22 protein-coding genes and 2 other annotated features are annotated in these 23,708 nt (G+C 36.3%); of the genes, 18 read left to right on the plus strand and 4 right to left on the minus strand.

The features are described from left to right. Nucleotides 1-359 precede the first annotated feature (359 nt). From thrS to ACTXGU_RS06280, 6 genes are all read left to right on the plus strand, one after another. Nucleotides 360-2,291, plus strand: a complete 1,932-nt coding sequence (gene thrS, locus ACTXGU_RS06255) for a threonine--tRNA ligase (RefSeq protein ID WP_443480640.1) — start codon at nt 360-362, stop codon at nt 2,289-2,291. Between the two features lie 202 nt (nt 2,292-2,493). After that, nucleotides 2,494-2,637: a sequence feature (ribosomal protein L20 leader region), on the plus strand. A 226-nt stretch (nt 2,638-2,863) separates the two neighbouring features. Next, nucleotides 2,864-3,367 carry a translation initiation factor IF-3 gene (gene infC, locus ACTXGU_RS06260; RefSeq protein ID WP_443480803.1) on the plus strand — a complete coding sequence of 168 codons (504 nt, stop codon included), beginning with the start codon at nt 2,864-2,866 and terminating at the stop codon, nt 3,365-3,367. A 16-nt stretch (nt 3,368-3,383) separates the two neighbouring features. After that, entirely contained in the window at nt 3,384-3,584 is a 201-nt protein-coding gene (rpmI, locus tag ACTXGU_RS06265) for a 50S ribosomal protein L35 (protein WP_152114027.1), read from the plus strand. 27 nt (nt 3,585-3,611) lie between these two features. Continuing rightward, nucleotides 3,612-3,968: a 50S ribosomal protein L20 gene (rplT, locus tag ACTXGU_RS06270; protein ID WP_443480641.1), complete on the plus strand. Its 357-nt coding sequence runs from the start codon at nt 3,612-3,614 to the stop codon at nt 3,966-3,968. 376 nt (nt 3,969-4,344) lie between these two features. Further along, nucleotides 4,345-4,626: a DUF1294 domain-containing protein gene (locus tag ACTXGU_RS06275; RefSeq protein ID WP_443480642.1), complete on the plus strand. Its 282-nt coding sequence runs from the start codon at nt 4,345-4,347 to the stop codon at nt 4,624-4,626. 63 nt (nt 4,627-4,689) lie between these two features. Beyond that, nucleotides 4,690-5,277, plus strand: a complete 588-nt coding sequence (locus ACTXGU_RS06280) for a TVP38/TMEM64 family protein (RefSeq protein WP_443480643.1) — start codon at nt 4,690-4,692, stop codon at nt 5,275-5,277. A 59-nt stretch (nt 5,278-5,336) separates the two neighbouring features. Here ACTXGU_RS06280 and ACTXGU_RS06285 read toward each other — a convergent pair whose 3' ends face one another. Beyond that, complete coding sequence (locus tag ACTXGU_RS06285) at nt 5,337-5,699, minus strand: sigma-w pathway protein ysdB (protein WP_443480644.1); 363 nt, start codon at nt 5,697-5,699, stop codon at nt 5,337-5,339. Nucleotides 5,700-5,930: 231 nt separating this feature from the next. Between ACTXGU_RS06285 and ACTXGU_RS06290 the strand changes: the two genes are divergently transcribed. After that, nucleotides 5,931-7,016, plus strand: a complete 1,086-nt coding sequence (locus ACTXGU_RS06290; protein WP_443480645.1) for a M42 family metallopeptidase — start codon at nt 5,931-5,933, stop codon at nt 7,014-7,016. A 40-nt stretch (nt 7,017-7,056) separates the two neighbouring features. On the opposite strand, the gene ACTXGU_RS06295 is transcribed toward ACTXGU_RS06290, so the two are convergent. Further along, nucleotides 7,057-7,593 (minus strand): 2TM domain-containing protein, encoded by a 537-nt coding sequence (locus ACTXGU_RS06295; RefSeq protein WP_443480646.1) that lies wholly within the window; start codon nt 7,591-7,593, stop codon nt 7,057-7,059. An 89-nt stretch (nt 7,594-7,682) separates the two neighbouring features. On the opposite strand from ACTXGU_RS06295, the gene ACTXGU_RS06300 reads away from it, so the two are divergent. After that, entirely contained in the window at nt 7,683-8,267 is a 585-nt protein-coding gene (locus tag ACTXGU_RS06300) for a TetR/AcrR family transcriptional regulator (protein WP_443480647.1), read from the plus strand. Nucleotides 8,268-8,313: 46 nt separating this feature from the next. On the opposite strand, the gene ACTXGU_RS06305 is transcribed toward ACTXGU_RS06300, so the two are convergent. Next, nucleotides 8,314-9,435, minus strand: coding sequence for an AI-2E family transporter (locus ACTXGU_RS06305; RefSeq protein WP_443480648.1), 1,122 nt, complete (start codon nt 9,433-9,435; stop codon nt 8,314-8,316). Nucleotides 9,436-10,515: 1,080 nt separating this feature from the next. On the opposite strand from ACTXGU_RS06305, the gene ACTXGU_RS06310 reads away from it, so the two are divergent. Then, a complete protein-coding gene (locus ACTXGU_RS06310) occupies nt 10,516-11,169 on the plus strand; it encodes an MOSC domain-containing protein (protein WP_443480649.1) in 654 nt (217 codons plus the stop codon). Between the two features lie 88 nt (nt 11,170-11,257). Here ACTXGU_RS06310 and sspI read toward each other — a convergent pair whose 3' ends face one another. Continuing rightward, a complete protein-coding gene (gene sspI / locus ACTXGU_RS06315; RefSeq protein ID WP_443480650.1) occupies nt 11,258-11,464 on the minus strand; it encodes a small acid-soluble spore protein SspI in 207 nt (68 codons plus the stop codon). 142 nt (nt 11,465-11,606) lie between these two features. Here sspI and ACTXGU_RS06320 point away from each other — a divergent pair, with 142 nt between their 5' ends. The 9 genes from ACTXGU_RS06320 to ACTXGU_RS06360 all read left to right on the plus strand — a co-directional run bounded on the left by ACTXGU_RS06320 (nt 11,607) and on the right by ACTXGU_RS06360 (nt 23,173). Further along, entirely contained in the window at nt 11,607-12,356 is a 750-nt protein-coding gene (locus tag ACTXGU_RS06320; protein WP_443480651.1) for a TrmH family RNA methyltransferase, read from the plus strand. Nucleotides 12,357-12,683: 327 nt separating this feature from the next. Beyond that, nucleotides 12,684-12,928 (plus strand) — a binding site (T-box leader). 78 nt (nt 12,929-13,006) lie between these two features. Beyond that, nucleotides 13,007-14,047: a phenylalanine--tRNA ligase subunit alpha gene (gene pheS, locus ACTXGU_RS06325; protein WP_443480652.1), complete on the plus strand. Its 1,041-nt coding sequence runs from the start codon at nt 13,007-13,009 to the stop codon at nt 14,045-14,047. Between the two features lie 18 nt (nt 14,048-14,065). Beyond that, nucleotides 14,066-16,486 (plus strand): phenylalanine--tRNA ligase subunit beta, encoded by a 2,421-nt coding sequence (pheT, locus tag ACTXGU_RS06330; protein WP_443480653.1) that lies wholly within the window; start codon nt 14,066-14,068, stop codon nt 16,484-16,486. A gap of 406 nt (nt 16,487-16,892) precedes the next feature. Continuing rightward, nucleotides 16,893-17,366 carry a tetratricopeptide repeat protein gene (locus ACTXGU_RS06335; protein WP_443480654.1) on the plus strand — a complete coding sequence of 158 codons (474 nt, stop codon included), beginning with the start codon at nt 16,893-16,895 and terminating at the stop codon, nt 17,364-17,366. 226 nt (nt 17,367-17,592) lie between these two features. Further along, nucleotides 17,593-17,853, plus strand: a complete 261-nt coding sequence (zapA, locus tag ACTXGU_RS06340; RefSeq protein ID WP_443480655.1) for a cell division protein ZapA — start codon at nt 17,593-17,595, stop codon at nt 17,851-17,853. A gap of 7 nt (nt 17,854-17,860) precedes the next feature. Next, nucleotides 17,861-18,403, plus strand: a complete 543-nt coding sequence (locus tag ACTXGU_RS06345) for a CvpA family protein (protein WP_443480656.1) — start codon at nt 17,861-17,863, stop codon at nt 18,401-18,403. Nucleotides 18,404-18,508: 105 nt separating this feature from the next. After that, nucleotides 18,509-20,230, plus strand: a complete 1,722-nt coding sequence (gene polX, locus ACTXGU_RS06350; protein ID WP_443480657.1) for a DNA polymerase/3'-5' exonuclease PolX — start codon at nt 18,509-18,511, stop codon at nt 20,228-20,230. 33 nt (nt 20,231-20,263) lie between these two features. After that, entirely contained in the window at nt 20,264-22,615 is a 2,352-nt protein-coding gene (locus ACTXGU_RS06355; protein ID WP_443480658.1) for an endonuclease MutS2, read from the plus strand. A gap of 150 nt (nt 22,616-22,765) precedes the next feature. Then, nucleotides 22,766-23,173: a DUF350 domain-containing protein gene (locus ACTXGU_RS06360; protein ID WP_443480659.1), complete on the plus strand. Its 408-nt coding sequence runs from the start codon at nt 22,766-22,768 to the stop codon at nt 23,171-23,173. Nucleotides 23,174-23,708: the final 535 nt, after the last annotated feature.

The following is a 23,708-nucleotide window of genomic DNA, read 5'->3' on the forward strand; positions in this document are numbered from 1 at the left end:
AAATTAACTATATTTTTGTTACATGTTATGATGAGGACAATAGTTTTCTTATACGGTTCAAAGAGAGGGAAGATAGAGCTGAGAGCTTCCTAACACGATGAGATTACTTACCACCTTTAAACTTCAGCCAAGAACAGGTGATAAACCTAATTAATGGTTGGCGGTTTGCAGCCGTTATCTGTTTTATCTAAGCCGTTTAAAAAGCATTTTTTAAGCGGGAATTAGGGTGGAACCACGTGCTTATAGATGATATAACTCGTCCCTTTCTATTTAAGGGACGGGTTTTTTGTGTTTTCATTGGCCTTTTTAAAGTGTGTGGAACATCCTCTTCAACATGTTAATGAAAAGGAGGAATTATCATGTCAGAATTAATGAAAATATCGTTTCCTGATGGAGCTGTTAAGGAGTTTCCAGTCGGAACAACAACAGAAGAGATCGCTGCGTCTATAAGTCCTGGGTTGAGAAAAAAAGCGCTTGCCGGAAAAATTAATGGTTCTTTATATGATTTGAAAAGACCAATTAATGAAGATTGTTCTTTTGAAATAATTACACCGGAAAGAGAAGAAGCACTGGAAATTTTACGTCACAGTAGTGCTCACTTAATGGCTCAAGCGATTAAACGACTGTATAAAAATGTGAAACTAGGTGTTGGCCCTGTTATTGAAGGCGGATTTTATTATGATATTGATATCGAAGAATCTTTAACACCAGAAGATCTTCCATTAATTGAAAAAGAAATGACAAAAATCATTAACGAAAACATTGAGGTTATCCGCAAAGAAGTAAGTCGGAATGACGCAGTTGATCTGTTTAAAGAAATGGATGACGAATATAAATTAGAGCTGATCGAAGCGATTCCAGCAGATGAAACAGTAACATTATACGAACAAGGGGAGTTTATTGACCTATGCCGCGGAGTGCATGTTCCTTCTACTGGAAAATTAAAAGAGTTTAAACTGCTAAGCATTGCAGGAGCTTATTGGCGTGGAAACAGCGACAATAAAATGCTGCAGCGTATTTATGGAACAGCGTTCTTTAAAAAAGCGGAATTAACTGAGCATCTGCGTTTACTAGAAGAAGCAAAAGAAAGAGATCATCGTAAAATCGGAAAAGAACTAGACTTGTTTATGACATCACAAAAAGTGGGACAAGGCCTTCCTCTATGGCTGCCTAAGGGTGCGACTGTTCGCCGAATCGTAGAGCGTTATATTGTCGATAAAGAAGAAAAACTAGGATACGACCATGTGTATACTCCTATAATGGGAAGTGTCGATCTTTATAAAACATCTGGCCACTGGGATCATTATCAAGAGGATATGTTTCCTCCGATGGAAATGGATAATGAACAATTAGTGCTGCGTCCAATGAATTGTCCTCACCATATGGTCGTGTATAAAAATGATATTCACAGCTACAGAGAACTGCCAATTCGTATTGCAGAACTGGGAACGATGCACCGTTACGAGATGTCTGGAGCATTATCTGGTTTACAGCGCGTTCGCGGCATGACATTAAATGATGCACATATTTTTGTTCGTCCAGACCAAATTAAGGATGAATTTAAACGGGTTGTAAATCTTGTTTTAGATGTTTATAAAGATTTTGATATTACCGAGTATTCGTTCCGTTTATCTTACCGCGATCCGGAAGATACAGAAAAATATTTTGATGACGATGAAATGTGGAACAAAGCACAAAGCATGTTAAAAGAGGCAATGGATGATCTTGGTTTAGACTATTTTGAAGCAGAGGGAGAAGCGGCGTTCTACGGCCCTAAACTGGATGTTCAAGTGAAAACAGCACTAGGGAAAGAAGAAACGCTTTCTACTGTTCAATTAGACTTCTTGCTTCCTGAACGATTTGATTTAACATATGTTGGTGAAGACGGAAAACAACATCGTCCAGTTGTTATTCACCGCGGTGTTGTATCAACAATGGAAAGATTTATTGCTTTCCTTATTGAAGAGTATAAGGGCGCGTTCCCAACATGGTTATCACCAGTGCAGGTTCAAGTTATTCCAGTTTCACCTTCTGTTCATTTTGATTACGCGAAACAAGTACAAGAAAAATTACAGCTGCAAGGATTCCGTGTAGAGTTAGATGAACGTGATGAAAAAATCGGCTATAAAATCCGTGAAGCACAAATGAGAAAAATCCCATATATGCTAGTACTTGGTGATAAAGAAGTAGAAGAACAAGCGGTAAATGTTCGTAAATATGGCGAGCAAAAATCAGAAACGGTTCCATTTGATGCATTTTTAGAAAACTTAAAAATAGAAGTAAGCCGTTAAACAATCCGTATTTTTATTGAGCAAAATAAAAGAATACTAATAAGCTAAATAGACTAAAAAAGTTGTTTGTTCGAAAAAAATCATGAAAAGTATTGCATTGTATAAATAATTTTGATAAAATTTTTCTCGTTGTGATATTTCTTTCGTTGACTAATATATATCTACTGTGATATAGTTACTAAGGTAAATTGAATATGAGTTTGAGGAAAAGAAGAAGCACCCGCTTCTCACCTGATTGACACAAGATTCTAAAAGTAGTTAACAGGTAATACGTGAACATTTATTAGTCTTACTATGTTTGTTATCGTAAGTGTGGGTGGATTTCCATCCACACTTTTTTATTGTTTAGCTGCATGCAAAGAATGTTGGTACAGATATTCACTGATGAAAGCTATTACATGGAAACTGTGAACTATTTTTTCCATACGATTCAACTTGGAGGTCAAGTGTCAATTAGTGTTATTAACGAGTGGGACTTGAAAAGTTTCTCCTTGTTAAAAGATAGGAACTTCTTGACCCGAACGTTGTATTCGTTCATAAACCTTGGAGGTGTATTAACTATTAGCAAAGATATGATTTTAAATGAAGGTATTCGCGCTAGAGAGGTTCGACTTATTGACCAAAATGGTGAACAGCTTGGTATTAAAACAAAATTCGAAGCTCTTGAAATCGCAACACGTGTAAATCTTGATGTTGTTCTTGTTGCACCAAATGCAAAACCACCAGTAGCTCGTATTATGGACTACGGAAAATACAAGTTTGAGCAGCAGAAGAAAGAAAAAGAAGCACGTAAAAATCAAAAAGTTATTAATATTAAAGAAGTTCGCCTAAGTCCGACTATAGATGAGCATGACTTTAATACAAAGCTTCGCAATGCTATTAAATTCCTAGAAAAAGGCGATAAGGTAAAAGCATCTATCCGTTTTAAAGGACGTGCTATTACACATAAAGAAATCGGTCAACGTGTATTGGTTCGCTTTGCAGAATCTTGTACAGAAGTTGCCTCAGTGGAATCGCATCCGAAAATGGACGGCCGAAGCATGTTCATGACTTTAGCGCCTAAAACCGACAAGTAAAGAGGAGGAATACGAAATGCCAAAAATGAAAACTCACCGTGGAGCTGCTAAACGTTTCAAAAAAACTGGCTCTGGTAAATTAAAACGTTCACATGCTTATACAAGCCATTTATTTGCTAACAAATCTACAAAACAAAAACGCAAACTTCGCAAAGGTGCTTTAGTATCTTCTGGAGATTACAAACGCATCCGTCATTTATTAGATAACATTAAGTAATACTCAGGAAAATAGGAGGGAAACAATATGCCACGTGTTAAAGGCGGTACAGTTACACGCAAACGTCGTAAAAAAGTTCTTAAATTAGCTAAAGGTTATTTCGGTTCCAAACATACATTATACAAAGTTGCAAACCAACAAGTAATGAAATCTTTAATGTATGCATACCGCGATCGTCGTCAGAAAAAACGCGACTTCCGCAAATTATGGATTACTCGTATCAATGCAGCTGCACGTATTAACGGTTTATCTTACAGCCGTTTAATGCACGGATTAAAAGTTGCTGGTATCGAAGTAAACCGCAAAATGCTTGCTGAGCTAGCTGTTAGCGATGAAAAAGCATTTGCTGAATTAGCTTCTGTTGCAAAACAAAACTTAAAATAATTACTGAAAAAAGAAGGTATACGGTTACCTTCTTTTTTTGCGTATATGGGTTTGTCTAATATAATAGGAGAGACAGCGGGAAAAACGAGTGCTAAAGTGAAGAAAAAAACAATGCCCCTCTTTAAAGCATATTAGTCCGCACCTTCACCGATAAACTATCAGATTGAAAACAAAGGCTATATTAAAGCTCATTGTTGATTTTGGCACTTTGTTTATTGGAGTGGAAGGCGTGAGACTCCTGCGAGATAAGCGAGTCAAAGGGAGACCCCACAGGAGCAAAGCGACGAGGAGGCTCCCGGACCGCCCGCGGAAAGCGAACGCCTCTCGCTGCAATCAACAGGCAAGTTTAACAGAGCCAAAATAAAAGGAGGAAAAAATGAACTACATTCTATACATACTAGCAATTTATTTCGTTTTTATTAATATAGTTGGTTATTTTTTGATGAAAGTCGATAAAAAGCGAGCGACTAAACATCAATATCGAATAAGTGAAAAGACGTTATGGAGCATTGCCTTTCTTTTTGGCTCTATTGGCTTAACAGTGGGCATGAATACTTTTCGGCATAAAACAAAACATACGAATTTTAAAGTAGGGCTGCCGTTATTATCATTGCTTGAAATAGGAATTATCGCTTATATTCTGTTCCTATTGTCATAAAAAGCAAGACCGCATTATACAATGAAGTAACAGCTAGATTCTACAGAACTGAAGGTGATGAAGGTGAATGAACAATTATCGATGTTATTTGTGATGATTGAATTAAGCGGGATTTTTGCACCAATCGCATTTATTCTTTTTCATACGGCAAGGCAAGTGTTGTTTATTCCTCCGATGATTGTTTGTATTGCTGGAGGAATTCTTTTTGGAATCACATTAGGAACGATTTATTCGATTATTGGCTTGACACTAAATTGTATCTTTTTTTATCTTATCATTCATAAGTTCCCGAAAATACATCGTAAACTTTCCGTGTTAAAAAAACGCTGGTTTGGAGAATTTCGAAATTTAACCGTCGGACAAATCACCGTACTTCGCCTCATTCCCTTTATTAACTATCATTTATTAAACTTTTGCTTGTTGGAAAAAAGACAGGGTATAAAAGATTATATAAAATATGCATGTATAAGCAACATCCCGTTAGCATTTTTTTATACGATTTTTGGACAGTTTATTAAACAATTTACGCCGACGATGATGATCATCATCTTATTTTCCTTATGCATCCTTGTGTATATTTTAAGGGAAAAAGTGACCATCATTAAGTGGAAAGAATTTTTTAAAGAAGCACATGAAATTCAAAAAAGCTAAAACAAAATCGTTTTAGCTTTCAGGCTGATGGCAAACACGATCTACAATAGAAGATCGCTTTAAATTTTTGGCAAGTTCCACTGTATTTTTGCATGTGGATAAGTAGATTGAATAGAATTCTCTATAAATAGTTTATCTTCCTTCATAAGTTTTGTGTCAAACGGTTCTGTTGGCCAAATCAAAATACTAACTACATTGCTGGATGAAGGATTGTTATCAACGTATTTTTCTCCTTCGAATAAAAAACCTTTATACGTCAAAAGAAAATTCATTCGCACATTTTTAGGGTCATCCAATAAATAATATTTGTTTTGTCTGCGATAGAATGCCAGTTTTCTTTCTGGTTTTAGGAAAAATGCAACGATGCGATAAAGGATAAATAGAATAAGTGCAAGCAATAATGAACGCAATATCCACATCATATAAAAGCCTCCAATGAAATTGTCATTAAGATTACAATTAACTAATGTTATACGTTCAAAAAGTTAAAAGGTTTCATTTTTTTTGAAAAAATTTTATGTCTTTAAATCATTAATTTGGAGAAAAAGTAATTATTTTAATAGAAAAAGGAAAAAGTGATATACTAGGAACATAATTTATTACCTAGTATAATAAGAATTGTTTGGACAACTAACATTAAGGGAGTCGAAATAATGAAAAAAATGGATGAAACGTTACTCATGTTAAAGGAATTAACAGACGCTAAAGGGATTCCTGGCAATGAGCAGGAACCAAGAGAAGTCATGAAAAAATACATAACTCCACATGCAGATGAAGTTACTACCGATAATTTAGGCAGTTTAATTGCCAAAAAAATCGGCAATGAAAAAGGTCCGAAAATTATGGTAGCTGGACATTTAGATGAAGTTGGTTTTATGATCACCCGTATTGATGACAAAGGCTTTCTTTATTTTCAAACAGTAGGAGGCTGGTGGTCACAAGTCATGCTGGCACAGCGAGTAACCATTGTCACAAAAAATGGGGAGCTTACAGGTGTGATTGGTTCAAAGCCACCGCATATTCTACCACCGGAAGCACGTAAAAAACCAGTTGAAATAAAAGATATGTTTATTGATATTGGTGCGTCGTCAAAAGAAGAAGCCGGGGAGTGGGGCGTTAGACCTGGTGATATGGTCGTTCCGTATTTTGAATTTACTGTGATGAATAATGAAAAAATGCTGCTTGCAAAAGCATGGGATAACCGGATTGGTTGTGCAATTGCAATTGATGTACTAAAAGGATTAAAAACAGCCGAACACGAAAACATTGTATACGGTGTTGGAACGGTTCAAGAAGAAGTTGGGTTGCGCGGTGCAAAAACAGCTGCGCAAAAAATTAAACCAGATATTGCTTTTGCTGTGGATGTTGGCATCGCCGGAGATACACCTGGAATAACGGAAAAAGAAGCATTAAGCAAAATGGGAAAAGGTCCACAAATTATTTTATACGATGCATCAATGGTGTCCCATAAAGGATTAAGAGATTTAGTAACAGATACAGCAGATAAATTGGAAATTCCTTACCAATTTGACAGTGTACCTGGAGGTGGAACAGATTCAGGGGCTATTCACTTAACACATGATGGTGTACCAGCACTTTCTATTACCATTGCAACACGTTATATTCATTCTCATGCAGCTATGCTTCATCGAGATGATTATGAAAATGCTGTAAAATTAATTATCGAAGTGATAAAAAAATTAGATCGTGAAACTGTGGATAGGCTGACATTTTCATAAAATATATACTGTTTTTTAATCGTTCGAGAGAGAAGTTATCTTAGTGGCCTTCTCTCTTTTTTTTTGGCCAGACTGTATAACTGAAGCTGATGATAAAATCAATGCCAAGAATAATAGACCAAATTTTTATCAAACGGATAAAGGGATCTGTTTGTTGTGGGTTATTGATCCAAGTAATGATGATAAGCAATAAGGAAGTGCCAATCACATAAGATAATAAGTGACGCAGCCACCCCGTTCTTTCTTTTTTTGCATGCTCCTGTCCGTATTTTTTCTCTGGCTTTGGACCGTTTGCAAATTGATAGGCAAAGCGCTGATCCATCCATTTAATAAGCTGATGCCCAAATCCTATTGTAACTCCAATATAAACGGCTGCTAATCCATGGACAGTAGATGCTGGACTGCCGTTTTTTAAATCAACAACTGTGAATAAAAGTAAAAACAAATCAATGAAAGGCGTAAGCAATAACAAAATATTTCCTAATTTTTTTTGATGGAAAATATACCGGCAGCATAACCCGACCGTAACGACTATCCAAAAAGCAATTTCACAGCCTATAATCAAATAACCAATCATAATAAATCCTCCTGTTTTTAATACAGATGTATTATAAAAATAAAATAACACAACTGTATTAAAAAAACAATAGATGATATACTGAATATATGCCGAAAATAGTTGATCATAAAAAACAAAAAGAAAAAATTGCAAAAGCAACCTGGAGTGTAATTAAAAAAGTTGGAATTGAAAAAGCTTCTGTCCGGACAATAGCAGAAGAAGCAGAACTATCTGTCGGTGCTTTGCGCCACTATTTTAAAACACAATCAGAGTTGCTGCAGTTTACGATGAAACTTGCATCTGAAAGAGTGAATGAGCGAATTTCTTCCTTAACTTTTAGCGAAGATGTATTAGAAGATATCTGTTCCGTATTATACGAACTTCTTCCATTGGATAAGGAAAGAAAAGAAGAAATGGAGGTTTATTTTGAATTCACGAAAAAGTCTTTTGTTGATTCAAATATTATTGCAATACGAAACCAAATATATAAAGAATTAGAATTAGGCATTAGCCGTTGTATCGAGTATTTAATCCAAAGCGGCAAAGCGTCTCCTACTTTATCTATTCCTTTAGAAGTTGCACGATTATTTGCGCTAATTGATGGGTTGGCGTTGCATGGATTAATGAATGAAATAGAGGAAGAAAAAATAAAAGAAATTGTAAAACTGCATGTACAATCGTTGTGTAAATAGGAATACTGAAATAAGTAAGAGGTCCCTATAAGAGACCTCTTACTTATTAACTAAAATTATTATTAGGATGTTCTTCTTCAACCGCAATGGCGGCTTTTCTTGCCCGCAACAGACGAATAATATTTAAAACAATCGTTTTCGCGACAGCGTAAGTCGGGATCGCTAAAATCATGCCAAGCACACCAGCTAAATTTCCAGCCACCAATAATAAAATAATAATCGTTGCCGGATGCGTATCTAATCTTTTTCCTAAAATAAGCGGTGATAATACATTTCCTTCGACTTGTTGAGCGATGGTAATAACCACGATAACAAGAAGTGCCTGTGTAGGCGATGTAAACAACGCGATAATAACAGCAGGCGCACCGCCGATTAAAGGACCTACATAAGGAATAATATTTGTAATGGCGACAATCATAGCCATTACAAGCGCATAATCCAAGTCGATAATCCAATAGCCGATATATGCTAATGTACCGACAAATGTTGCAACCATTACTTGACCTTGAATATAAGCAGCCAATGTTTCACTTGTTTCTTTAATAATTTTTACACCTTCATTACGGTAAGAGGAAGGAAAAAATTTGGATAATGCAGAAGGGAATTTATTCCCGTCTTTGAAAAAGTAAAACAGTAAAAATGGAACGGTTACAATGGTGACCGTAATATTTGTCATCGTACTGATAATAGTGGAAAGGCTATTTGTTAAATTACTTGGAATTGTTTGGGCAATTTCGTTTAGCCTGTCACCAATATCCTCCAATGTCACGTAATTTTGATTCAACAGCCATTGATATTGTTTTGTATCATTTAAATAATGGAAATATTTAATTGTTTGATCAGCATAATTAGGAATATTGCTGAACAGTTCTGTTATCTGTTTAGATATTAGCGGGAAGACACTTCCAATTGCCAGAATGACTAAACCGATAATGACAACATAGATAAGCAAAATCGCCAATGTTTTAGGAATTTTAGATTTTTGTAAAAAAACAACAATAGGGTTAAGCAGAAAATATAAAAACCCGGTAATAATAATAGGAGCAAAAAGCGTAGAAAAGAGCACTCCTACCGGTTGAAATAGAAAAGAAATTTTTGTGCAAATATAAATGATGGCGACAATTAATAATATTTGCAACAGCCAGTATTGAAACTTCTTTTTAGTCAAATTCTTCACCTTTTTCTTTTATAGTAAAGGCACTGTTAAACTTGCCTGTTGATTTCCGTTCCAGGCGTTCGCTTTCCGCGGGCGGTCCGGGAGCCTCCTCGGCGCTTTGCGCCTGTGGGGTCTCCCTCTGACTCGCTTTTCCCGTAGGAGTTTCACGCCTTCCACTCCAATCAACATAGTGCCAAAATCAACAATGAGCTTTAACATAGCCATAGTAAAAGTAGTATAGCATAGAAAAGATTCCTTATATACCCAATTTGCAGAATAGTAAAAAGGAATGTGATTTGCGTTGATAAAAGGAATACGAAAAAGCTGGACAGATAGTTTCAAAAAAGGAAAAATTTATTGGAAGTTTAAAAAAATAGTGTGTTTATGGATGGGAGACAATGGATTGTTGATAGTCAAATTTTCCGATTTAGAGAAAAATTATTAGAATGGATTTTGCTTAAAACTACAAAAACATAATAAAAGGCTGTTTTCTAAAAGTTTGTTGTTTTTGAATAAAATAATAAACATGGATGAAGCACTGAGCAGCCTGAATACACGTAGACTCCTGCGGGAAACGCGAGAAAGACGAGACCCCACAGGAGCATAGCATTGATGCGGCTCGGCACTCGTCCGCGGAAAGCGAAGTGTATTCAGGCTGCGGGTTACATAACAACAATCTATACGAAAAGAGCGTAATAAAAAATTGTTTTTAATCTATAAGCCATGTAAAGTTGTTTATCTTCTAAGGCAATCTTGGCATAGTTTAACAAGAATAAATATGGATTGACTGATGTCAGAATATAGAATAAAATGAGGAAAAATTTACAAATGTAATGAAACGATGATTAGGGGTATTTAGGAATCGTAATTGTTCAGAGAGTTGTCGGCTCGTGAAAGGCAGTCAATAAAATTACCCAACTCGCCCATAATTGGTTAGTTTGAATTATTGTTATTGGAAATAAATATAACATTTTGCTAGAAGAGATTTTTCAAACACATCGTTAAAAAGCTAATGATCGTTTATTGAATGAGGAACGATTTTATGTATAAGATGTGCTATTAATTTTGATAAAGAGGGAGTTCATACATAATATGCGAGATATTGAACTAATGAGTTTTGCTATAGGGTTGCCTAAAAAGATGAAGTATAATCTTGATAAAGAAATGGATACGGGGATCTGTAAAGAAGAAGTGGAACAGGCTTTCTTAGATAAAGAAGGCTTTCGTGGTGATGGAGTAGCTGATTTAAGGTATCATGGGGGTCCAGATCGTGCTGTTTGCGTCTATCCTTATGAACATTATTTAGTTTGGGCAAAAGAGTTTAGTAGTACATTACCTTTAGCGGCATTCGGAGAAAATTTAACAGTAACAAACATGTTGGAACGTGATGTATGCATTGGAGATGTTTATCAACTAGGAGATGCAATAATACAAATAACACAAGGAAGAGTTCCTTGTAGTACGATAACAAAGAGAACGAATATACCAGGTATTCTAAAAAGAATCGTAGAAACTGGTCATACGGGTTATTTATGTCGAGTTATAGAAGAAGGCACTGTCAGAAAGGACTCAAAAATAACGTTAATAGAGCCTCATCCAAAACAAGTCTCCATTCTTTTTAGTAATCAAATCTATTTTCATAGACAGAAGGATGTTGAAGGGATTAAAAAAGTATTAGAAGTCGAAGAATTGGCTTGCGAATGGAGAAAACAGTTAACAGGGCGATTAGAGAAACTAACGAAATAAATGATGAATACTGAGATATTTTTCAACCAGCAAAAATCGGTTTCCATAAGTGAAGAACCGAAAAGTCTTCACTTATGGGTTCTTCTCTTTATTTTAACCCGCTTTCAAGTGTTTGCAGCATTTCTGTTTTTTCTGGTTCAGAAGAATTTTGCCAGATGATTTCGAAAAGAACGCCAAGTCCTGGAAGCATTTTTTCTTCCCCGTTTTGAATAGCATCGACAATCGTATTCTTTAACTCATCTTGTGAATTTCCTGAAACATTATGAATAATCGCGTTACGTAAATTTAAATTCATTGCTGGATATGCCCTCCTGAATAATTTTCTAGTGAATGCTTAAAGAAACATTCTATTATAGCATTTCTCCTTTACCGTTTATTATGTATTTCGATTGAGCTATAATGAGTATTAGTGCATTATAAAAGTGAGGAGAAATAAGTTGAAGCATATACATTCCGTTAAAAACCCTCAAGTAAAAGAGTGGAAAAAACGTTTAAGCAAAAAGGAAAGAGATAAAACAGGAACATTTCTTGTGGAGGGATTTCATCTTGTGGAAGAAGCGTTTAAAGCAGATGCGATTCTTGATTTAATCATTTCAGAAGAGATTGATTTACCTGGGTGGGATTATGGAGATATACCCGTTACCATTGTGACAAAAGAAATTATGGACCAACTGACAGATACAGAAACACCACAAGGAATTGTTGCAGTTTGCAAGCAAATGGAGAACGCGTCTATTATTTCTTCAGGTAAAACGTTTATCGTATTAGATAAAGTACAAGATCCAGGAAATTTAGGGACAATCATCCGAACAGCGGATGCTGCGGGAATGGATGCTGTTATTATTAGCGAAGGAACAGTCGATATTTATAATCCGAAAGTCGTTCGCTCCGCACAAGGCAGTCATTTTCATTTACCAATTTTAAAACAAAATATCCCGAATTTTATCGATGCTTTAAAAGAAAAAAGCATCCCTGTCTTTGGAACTTCGCTTGAAAATGGGAAAAACTATCGAGAGGTAGAACGCACACAGCAAGGATTTTGTCTCATAGTTGGAAATGAAGGAAATGGAGTCAGCAAGGAAGTACTGGCAAAAACGGATGCAAATTTATATATCCCTATTTATGGGAAAAGCGAGTCCTTAAATGTTGCAGTGGCTGCTGGTATTTTATTGTATCATTTTAACTAATGGCTGTTTTCTCAAAGTTTGTTGTTTTTTACATAAAACATTTGAAAAAGTGTTTCTTAGCAGCCTGCATACACGTAGACTCCTGTGGGAATGCGAGAAAGACGAGACCCCGCAGGAGCGAATGCGACGAGGAGGCTCGACGCTCGCTAAACGGACGAAGTGTATGCAGGCTGTGCATATGAAAGCAACAATCTATACGAAAACAGCCTAACTAATAGACAAACTATTGACGAACGATTAACTCAGATTACCCATTTATCAAAATAAACAAAGATTGCATTTGAAAATCGTATGAAAATATACTATAATTAATGGCAAATTGCATGAATAAAAACAAAGACGGAGAAAAGTAGTTTATTGCTTTGATAAAGGGAGAAAATGCCTTAGACTGAAAGCATTTTTATCAAAAAGATAAATGAAGTTCACCTCCTGAGTTGGCATCGGGACCATTTCATTTAGGTGAAATGTAAAGATGTACCGGTTTAATAAGCCGTTATCGAAATGAAGCGAACTTGATGCTTTTTATTGAGTTAATTAGGGTGGTACCGCGAATACAAAACCTCGTCCCTTTTTTAGGGAGAGGTTTTTTTTGTTGCCGAAAAACAAAAACTTGCTGCTATATCATGCAAATCGTTTAAGGAGGAATCAATGTGGAAGCAAAATTAAAAGAACTGCAGGCGGAAGCTTTACAAAGCATTTCAAACGCTGAAAATGTGAAACAATTAAATGATATTCGAATTGCTTATCTTGGAAAAAAAGGACCTATTACAGAAGTGTTAAAAGGGATGGGCAAACTTTCAGCGGAAGAGCGTCCAAAAATGGGAGCATTAGTAAATGTGATCCGTGATGAGATTACAAATCAGATAGAAGAGAAACAAAAAGTATTAGAAGAAGCAGAAGTGCAAAAGAAAATTGCAGCCGAAACAATTGATATCAGCTTGCCAGGCCGACCAATTGCTGTTGGAAACCATCATTCTTTAACGAGAGTAATCGAAGAAGTAGAAGATTTATTTATTGGCATGGGTTATACAGTAGAAGAAGGCCCAGAAGTAGAAGTTGACTACTACAATTTTGAAGCGCTGAATTTGCCAAAAAATCATCCGGCTCGTGATATGCAAGACTCTTTTTATATCACAGAAGAACTATTATTACGAACACATACTTCTCCTGTGCAGGCTCGTACAATGGAAAAACATAAAGGCAAAGGTCCTGTTAAAATCATTTGTCCAGGGAAAGTGTATCGCCGCGACAACGATGATGCAACACATTCGCATCAATTTATGCAAATTGAAGGTCTTGTAGTTGATGAAAATATTCGCATGAGCGATTTAAAAGGAACATTGGAAGTTTTTGCAAAAAAAATGTTTGGAGAAGAAAGAGAAATTCGTTTGCGCCCAAGTTTCTTCCCGTTTACAGAACCATCTGTTGAAGTGGATATTTCATGCAGCATTTGTAAAGGAAGCGGCTGCAGTGTTTGTAAAGGAACTGGCTGGATTGAAGTATTAGGTGCTGGAATGGTGCATCCGAATGTACTGGAGATGGCCGGCTTTGATTCAAAGAAATATTCTGGATTTGCTTTTGGAATCGGTGCAGAACGCATCGCAATGCTAAAATACGGAATTGATGATATTCGTCATTTCTATACAAATGACATTCGTTTCTTAAAGCAGTTTTCAGTACCGGAATATTAAGGTTGGAGGAGAATAATAATGTTAGTATCCTATAAATGGTTAAAAGATTATGTAGATTTAAGTGATATCGATCCACAAGAGTTGGCTGATAAAATTACAAAAAGCGGGATTGAAGTAGAAGGCGTTGACGTTTTAAATGACGGCATCAAAAATGTCGTAATCGGTTATGTAGTAGAAAGAGAACAGCATCCGAATGCTGACAAACTGAACAAATGTTTAGTAGATGTTGGTGAAGAAGCACCTATTCAAATTATTTGCGGCGCAGCCAATGTCGATAAAGGACAAAAAGTAGCAGTAGCAAAAGTTGGTGCGGTACTTCCTGGTAATTTTAAAATCAAAAAGGCGAAACTTCGCGGCGAAGAATCAAATGGAATGATTTGTTCATTGCAAGAGCTAGGCATCGAAAGCAAACTAACAGCGAAAGAGTATGCAGAAGGTATTTTTGTTTTCCAAAGTGATGTCGAAGTTGGCCAAGATGCGCTAGAATATTTACAGCGTGACGATGCGGTATTGGAATTAGGATTAACACCTAACCGTGCTGATTGTTTGAGCATGTTAGGGGTTGCGTATGAAGTGGCAGCTGTTCTAGGAAAAGAAGTAAAGCTTCCAACAGTTGAATATCCGACAGCAAATGAGAAAGCATCCGATTATGTACAAGTGAGCGTGGAAAATAAGGAAGATGCTCCATTATATACAGCAAAAATCATCAAAAACGTAAAGATTGCTCCATCTCCTTTATGGATGCAAGGTCGATTAATGGCAGCAGGCATTCGCCCGCATAATAATGTCGTGGATATTACGAATTACATTTTATTAGAATATGGCCAGCCTCTTCATGCATTTGATTATGACCGTCTAGCATCAAAAGAGATTCTTGTCAGAAGAGCGAAAAAAGACGAAACGATTGTAACGCTGGATGAAGCAAAACGAGTACTGTCAGAAGATAATTTAGTTATTACAAATGGCGAAACAGCAGTAGCAGTCGCTGGTGTAATGGGTGGAGCAAACTCTGAAGTGCAATCTGATACAACAACTGTATTATTAGAAGCTGCTTATTTTGACAGCGGCGTAATCCGCAAGTCATCGAAAGTATTAAGCTTAAGAAGTGAAGCGAGTGCACGATATGAAAAAGGCATTGATCCAAATCGTGTTCGTTTAGCGGCAGAAAGAGCAGCACAGCTTCTGCATTTATATGCAGGAGGCGAAGTTTTGGAAGGCGAAGCGGTTGTTGATACATTAACAGCAGAACCAAAAACGGTGTCTATCTCATTAGAAAAAATTAATAAAGTATTAGGTACTGCTTTAGAAGTAAATGAAGTAAAAGACATCTTTGCACGACTTCAGTTTGAAACAAAAGAAGAAGATACTGTATTTACAGTAACTGTACCAACAAGAAGAAATGATATTTCCATTGAAGAAGATTTAACAGAAGAAGTGGCACGTCTGTATGGTTATGATCATATTCCAACAACATTGCCAGTTGGTGCATCGATTCCTGGTGTGTTATCTCCATACCAGAAAAAACACCGCACTGTTCGTAAATATTTAGAAGGTGCCGGTCTTTATCAAGCGATTACTTATGCGCTGACAAGTGAAAAGAAGGTGCAGCAATTTGCTTTAGAAAAACGTAATCCTGTTCGTTTAAGCATGCCGATGAGTGAAGAACGCAGTCTTCTTCGACAAAGCATCATTCCACAATTATTAGAAGTGGTAAAATACAACAGTGCTCGTCAAAATGAAAGCCTTGCTGTATATGAAACAGGTGTTGTTTTCTTAGCAAACGAAGGTGCAGCCAATGAGCTTCCAGAAGAAAGAGAACATTTAGCAGGGGCGATTACTGGCTTATGGAGTGCGAACCTTTGGCAAGGAGAGAAAAAAGCAGTTGATTTCTTTGTGATCAAAGGGGTATTAGAAGGGTTATTCCAAAAACTAGGTGTTATGGATAAAATTGCTTTTGTAAGAGGAGCAATCGACGGCATGCATCCAGGAAGAACGGCAGATGTATTATTCAACGGCGAAGTAATAGGATTTGTTGGCCAAGTGCATCCGCAAGTACAAAATGATTTGGATATAAAAGAAACATATTGCTTTGAATTAAATTTAAGCAAGCTTTTAGCAGCAGACGTAGAAGATCTTCACTATACAACGATTCCTCGTTTCCCTTCTGTAACGAGAGATATTGCTTTAGTTGTCGATACAACGATTTTAGCAGGCGATATTCAAAATATCATTGTAGAAGCTGGCGGCTCCTTATTAAAAGAAGTTCAAGTATTTGACTTGTACGAAGGAGATAAAATGGAAGAAGGCAAAAAGTCGATTGCCTACACATTAAAGTATTTTGATCCAGAACAAACATTAACAGAAGAAATGATTACAAAAGCACATGATAAAGTATTAGCAGCAGTAAAAGAAAAAGCTGGTGCGGTACTAAGAGGATAAAAGAAACCGATTTGTTTAAGGGGTTGTCTCTAATAGAGATGGCCCTATTTTTTTATTGGCTGTTTTTCAAAGTTAGTTGTTTTTTACGTAAAAAATGGAAAAAGAAGTACTCAGCAGACTGAATACACGTAGACTCCTGTGGGAATGCGAGAAAGACGAGACCCCACAGGAGCGTATGTGACGAGGAGGCTCGACGCTCGCCCACGGAAAGCGAAGTGTATTCGGGCTGCGAGTTTAAAAGCAACAATCTATACGAAAACAGCCTTGTTTTTTGAAGAACTGTTAAAGAAGAGGGTTGTTTGAATAAGGTGTGTGAAAAGAAAAAAATGAATAGAATGAGTGGTAAAATAAAGAAAAAATGTTTTGGGAATTGGTATAGGTTAAATTCTTTGAAGAGGGGATACACATGATAGAAAACGTAAAAGAACTATTAAAAAACAAGGAATTTGAAGAAGCTAAAAAATTGCTTATCAGCCTACTTGAAAAAAATCCTGATGATGCTGAACTCAATTTTTATTGTGGTTCCATTCATGATTCTTTAGGTTTTGAAATAGAAGCTATTAAATATTATGAGAAAGCACTGTCAAATAATGTTGAAGGTGAATTAAGAGAAATGCTATTCATACAATTGGGAAGTAGTTACCGATGTATTGGTGAGTATCAATTATCTAAATCAATACTAACGCAAGGGTTGAGTGAGTTTCCAACTAACTTAGCCATCCAAACTTTTTTAGCTATTACACTTTATAACTTACAAGAAAATAAAGAGGCCGTATCTTCTTTATTAAACGTATTACTTGTTTCTTCTGATGATAAGTGGATAAAAAAATATAATAAGGCGTTTCAATTCTATTCTAATAATTTAGATGAAATATGGTAAATAATTTGTTAAACTAACAGGTGATTTAGCTAACGGAAAATCATGTAAATGGGCCCTTTTTTATGGTCTTTTTTTATGTGACATCACCATTACTATTTACTATAACTTTTTGCAAAAAAATAATAAATTGTAAAAGCATGACGTAATTTGACAGGGTATGACTTTCCTCTCTTGAACGGTTCATGTTATGATAGAGATTAGGATTCTTATGATTGGAGGCATAATTGTGACAGACACACCAAAAAACCGTACAACTGTAGAAATATATGGTACACCATATGTAATAATAGGTGAAGAACCGTCAAGCCATGTACGCTTGGTTGCCTCTATAGTAGATAAAAAAATGCGAGAACTCTATGCGAAGAATCCATCCCTTGATTTAAATAAATTAGCCGTGTTGACGACTGTTAATATAGTAAACGATTATGTTAAATTATTAGACCGAGTCGAACAGCTGGAAAATGAATTAAAAAGAGAAAAGGACTGAAAAAGTCATGTTGGATTTTATTGTTATTGTGTTATTGTTATTTGGACTGTTAAGAGGCTTAAAAAGAGGTTTTATTTTACAAATAGTCCATTTAACCGGGTTTATTGCTGCCTTTATTGTGGCAAATAAATATTACATACCTTTATCTGAAAAGTTAACCCTTTGGGTGCCATATCCTAATGTAGGTGAAAATAGTTTCATTACAACCCTTTTTAGCAATGCAAATGTGGAAGATGTATTTTATCGGGCAATTGCATTTGTGCTGATTTTTTTTGCTGTGAAAATCGTATGGCAAATAATTGGCAGCATGATAGACTTTGTTGCTAGTTTACCAGTTTTAAAACAGCTGAATACATGGGCGGGAGCGATATTAGGATTTATTGAAGTGTACTTAGTTATTTTTATTCTATTATATATCGCAGCACTTATGCCAATCGAATTTATTGAAAATAATTTAAATAAGTCGATAATAGCAGCTGGTATTATTGAAAACACCCCTTATTTTTCCGAAAAAATTAAAACGCTTTGGTTTGACTATATGGCTTCTTAAAAAGGGTATAAGACTCTTCTAGAAAATAGAGGAGTCTTTGCTTTGCACTTTCAACTAATTATTGAAACAGAAAAGAACATGATATGATAAAAGCAGGTGATAAAAATGAACATAACAAAAAAAGAAGTAATGCGTTTATTAGAACAAATTGCCGTCTATATGGAGTTAAAAGGAGAAAATACCTTTAAAGTTTCAGCCTTTCGGAAAGCTGCGGCAAGTTTAGAAAATAATGAAAAAAGCTTATCTGAAATTACTGATTATACAGCACTTCCTGGAATCGGCAAAGGAACGGCTGCTGTTATTGAAGAATATGTTACAACAGGAACATCCACAGCGTTACAACAGTTGAAAGAAGAAGTACCAAAAGGATTAATTCCACTATTACAGCTTCCTGGTCTAGGAGGAAAAAAAATCGCCAAGCTATATAAGGAGCTTGCTGTTACGAATGCAGAAGATTTACAGACTGCTTGTGTCGAAGGAAAAGTGCAAGCACTTAGTGGTTTTGGAAAAAAAACAGAAGAAAAAATCCTCGAAGCATTACAAAATGTAGGTTCGAGACCAGAAAGACTACCGATTGCTTATATGCTGTCAGTAGCTGTCTCTATTGAAAAAGACCTAAAGGAAATAGAAGAAATTAGTCAATTTTCTCGAGCTGGCAGTTTAAGAAGAATGCGCGAAACAATAAAAGATCTAGATTTTATTATTGCAACAGACAATCCTTCAGCAGTAAAAAATAAATTAACGAAGCTACCTTCTATTAAAGAAATAACGGGTGCAGGAAATACAAAAGTAAGCATCGTATTAGATTTAAAGTATGATGTTTCCGTAGACTTCCGCATCGTAACTCAAGCTGAATTTGCGACAACACTCCATCATTTTACCGGTTCTAAAGAACATAATGTAAAAATGAGGCAGTTGGCAAAAGAGCGGGGAGAAAAAATTAGTGAATACGGCGTGGAAAATGTAGAAACAGGAGAAATAAAAACATTCGCTGCAGAAGAAGATTTTTATCATTATTTTCAGCTTCCGTTTATTCCACCAGAATTAAGAGAGGATGGTAAAGAAGTAGAAGCATTTAGGGAAGACAATACGATTATTTCTTTGGAAGATATAAAAGGCGATTTACATATGCATTCTACATGGAGTGATGGTGCTTTTTCTATTGAAGAAATGGTAGAAGCAAACAGAGCCCTTGGTTATCAATATATGGCGATTACCGATCATTCTCAATATTTAAAAGTGGCCAATGGACTAACGCCCGAACGTTTGCGCGAACAAATTCAAGAGATAAAAAGGTTAAATGAAAAATATGACGATATCACGATCCTTGCTGGTGTAGAAATGGATATTCTGCCAGATGGCTCATTAGATTATGAAGATAGTTTATTAGCGGAATTAGATATCGTTATTGCATCCATTCATTCTTCTTTTTCCCAACCGAAAGACAAAATAATGGAAAGATTAAAAAACGCGATGCAAAATAAATATGTTGATATCATCGCCCATCCAACAGGCCGGAAAATCGGCATAAGAGACGGTTATGATGTCGATATGGAACAATTAATTCTTTTAGCAAAAGAAACAAATACAGTATTGGAACTGAATAGCAATCCAAATCGTTTGGATTTGCATGCAGAGTACGTGAAAATGGCCCAAGATAAAGGGGGTTACATTATCATTAATACAGATGCACATCATACAAAAGAGTTAAATAATATGAGCATTGGCGTATCAACAGCAAAAAAAGGCTGGATACAAAAAGAAACAGTAATAAATACGATGGATAAACAAGACTTGCTGAACTTTTTGCAAAAAAAGAAGCAGTAATATAAATAGAAGAAAAGCAAAGGAGAAAACTCCATGCACGAAAGAGTATTAAAAACATTAGAGTTTGACAAAATTAAAAGCCAATTATTAGAACATGTATCTTCATCTTTAGGACAGTGGAAAGCAGAACAACTAGTTCCTTCTACAGAGTTTGAAGAAGTGGTTCGCTGGCAGGAAGAAACAGATGAAGCAGCTAAAGTATTCCGCATGCGCGGGAATATTCCATTAAGCGGAATATACGATATTCGTCCACATGTAAAGCGTTCCTCAATCGGCGGAATGCTGAGTCCTGCAGAGCTGAATCAAATCGCGAATACGGTGCATGCAAGCAGACAAATCAAAAGATTTATCGAAGAATTTAATGACGAAGAAAGAGTGCCGATTTTAGCTGAACTCGTAAACCAAATTATTGTTTTAGCTGAAGTAGAAGAAGAAATTAAAATGGCAATAGATGAGCAAGGCGTTGTCATGGATAGTGCGAGTGAAGCGTTGCGAAGCATTCGCCATCAGCTTCGGAGAAATGAATCGAAAGTAAGAGAAAAGCTCGAAAGCATGATCCGTTCCTCCAATGCAGCAAAGATGCTTTCAGATGCCATTATTACGATCCGCAATGATCGCTTTGTTATTCCGGTAAAACAAGAATATAGAGGGAATTATGGCGGCATTATTCATGATCAAAGTGCTTCAGGGCAAACCTTATTCATTGAGCCGCAGTCGGTTGTGACGCTTAACAATGAGCTGCAGGCAATCCGTGTAAAAGAACAGCAAGAAATCGATCGGATTTTAACGCAATTAACGGCACTTGTTTCTGGATACAGCACAGAGCTTTTAGATATTGTTGGTGTGTTATCAGAAATTGATTTTATGTTTGCAAAAGCAAAATATGGACATCGATTAAAAGGAACGAAGCCGAATATAAATAAGGAAGGCAAGATTTCTCTTTTTAAAGCAAGGCATCCATTAATTCCTGTTGATGTAGTCGTCGCAAATGATGTGACATTAGGAGATGATTTTTCCACGATTGTCATAACAGGACCAAATACAGGCGGAAAAACCGTTACGTTAAAAACAGTCGGGTTATGTACGCTGATGGCTCAGGCCGGCTTGCAAATTCCAGCGTTGGATGGTTCAGAAATGAGCGTATTCGATGCAGTGTATGCAGATATTGGCGATGAACAGTCGATTGAGCAATCATTAAGTACGTTTTCTTCCCATATGGTCAACATTGTCAGCATATTAGAGGAAGTTGACCATAACAGCCTTGTATTATTTGATGAATTAGGTGCAGGAACCGATCCGCAAGAAGGGGCGGCACTGGCCATTTCGATATTGGATGAAGTGAATCGCCGCGGCGCGCGTGTTATTGCTACGACCCATTATCCTGAATTAAAAGCCTATGGCTACAACCGAGAAGGGGTTATGAATGCAAGTGTTGAATTTGACGTGGAAACATTAAGTCCAACCTATAAATTATTAATTGGTGTGCCAGGGAGAAGTAATGCTTTTGAAATAAGCAAACGTCTAGGGTTGCAGGACCAAGTAATTGCTGCAGCACGAGCTCATGTTAGTGATGAAAGCAGTAAAATAGAAAATATGATTGCATCATTAGAAGAAAGTCGAAAACATGCAGAAGAAGAGTACAAGGACGCACAAGAATTACGAAAGCAAGCAGAAATGCTCCACCGTGATTTACAAAAGCAAGTAATGGATTATTATGATAAAAAAGAAACACTTCAAGAAAAAGCAAAAAAACAAGCTGCTGACATCATTGAACAGGCGAAACAAGAGGCAGAACAAGTTATTTCTGATTTGCGGAAAATGCAGCTTGAAAAACGAGCAGAAATAAAAGAGCATGAATTAATTGAAGCAAGAAAAAGATTAAGTGATGCAACGCCAAAAACAACTGTAAAAAGAAAAGAAGCAATTAAAACGACTACCCATGATTTCCAATCAGGGGATGAAGTGAAAGTATTAACATTTGGTCAAAAAGGACAGTTGTTGGAAAAAATTTCTGATAAAGAATGGCAAGTCCAAATTGGCATTATGAAAATGAAGGTGAAAACAAAAGATTTGGAATTTATTAAAACACCGAAAGTAGTCGAAACAAAACCACTTGCATCGATTAAAGGCAAAGATTATCATGTGAGTTTAGAGTTGGATTTACGCGGCGAAAGATTTGAAAATGCTTTAGTAAGAGTAGAAAAATACATTGATGATAGTTTGCTTGCCGGATACCCTAGAGTTTCGATTATCCATGGAAAAGGTACAGGTGCGTTAAGAACTGGCGTACAAGAGTATTTAAAAAATCATCGATCGGTAAAAAGTATTCGATTTGGAGAAGCAGGAGAAGGCGGCAGTGGTGTTACCGTCGTAGAATTAAAATAAAGGCGGCGCGAGCGGAGCCACTCTGTCCTTAATAAGGATAAACAACAAATATAGAGTGCAATCAAAAGTTTACTTCTATAAAAATTGGCGAAGCTCCGACCCCTTTTCCATAGGAGTGTATATATAGAAAACAAATAGAGGAGATAGTGCATGAATCAATTTTGGACTAACGAGTATATAAAAACTGCAGGTGATTATAGTGTTGTCATTTTAAGCATGGTCGTATTTTTGGCTATTTTTGAATTGGTAACTAAGTATAATAATTGGGAAGAAATAAAAAGAGGAAATCTTGCCGTTGCAATGGCAACAGGCGGGAAAATGTTTGGAATAGCCAATATATTTAGGCATTCCATTATGCAAAACGATTCTTTATTAACGATGATTGTTTGGGGCGTGTATGGATTCTTTTTATTGTTGGTAGGGTATTTTATTTTTGAGTTTTTAACACCAAAATTTAGAATAGACGAAGAAATCCAAAACGATAACAGAGCAGTTGGATTCATCTCCATGATTATCTCGATTGGTTTATCTTTTGTAATCGGCGCTGGCATTTCATAAAATAGATTGGGGATGTTTTATTGCTTGGCAGTTTTCTCAAAGTTTGTTGTTTTTTACATAAAAAAATGGGAGAAGCAGTACTCAGCAGACTGAGACTCCTGTGGGAATGCGAGAAAGACGAGACCCCACAGGAGCGTATGCGACGAGGAGGCTCGACGCTCGCTAAACGGACGAAGTGTATTCAGGCTGCGAGTTTAAAGCAACAATCTATACGAAAACAGCCTATTGTTTCTATCACTGTATTGAAAAAACACGTGTTTTCTATAAAGAGGACGCGTGTTTTTTTTTATAGTATCAGAATTTATAAGTTTCAACTTAGATTAGTGTCTAGCTCCGGCGCCTAACCCCTGTGAAAAATAACCCTTTGCCTCTAAAAGTAAAAAGCACTTTTCGAGTCAAATGAACATTTTTCTTCGGGGCTGAGCAAGGCGCCTGCGCTTTTCTGATCTTCAGCTTGGCTTAGCCCTTTTTTAATATGGGCGGATTTTAAATAACTGAACGGATCCTTGCGCCATATAATAAACTAGTACAAGAG

It is taken from the genome of Niallia sp. 01092 (assembly GCF_052318935.1).
Classification (GTDB): domain Bacteria; phylum Bacillota; class Bacilli; order Bacillales; family Cytobacillaceae; genus Niallia.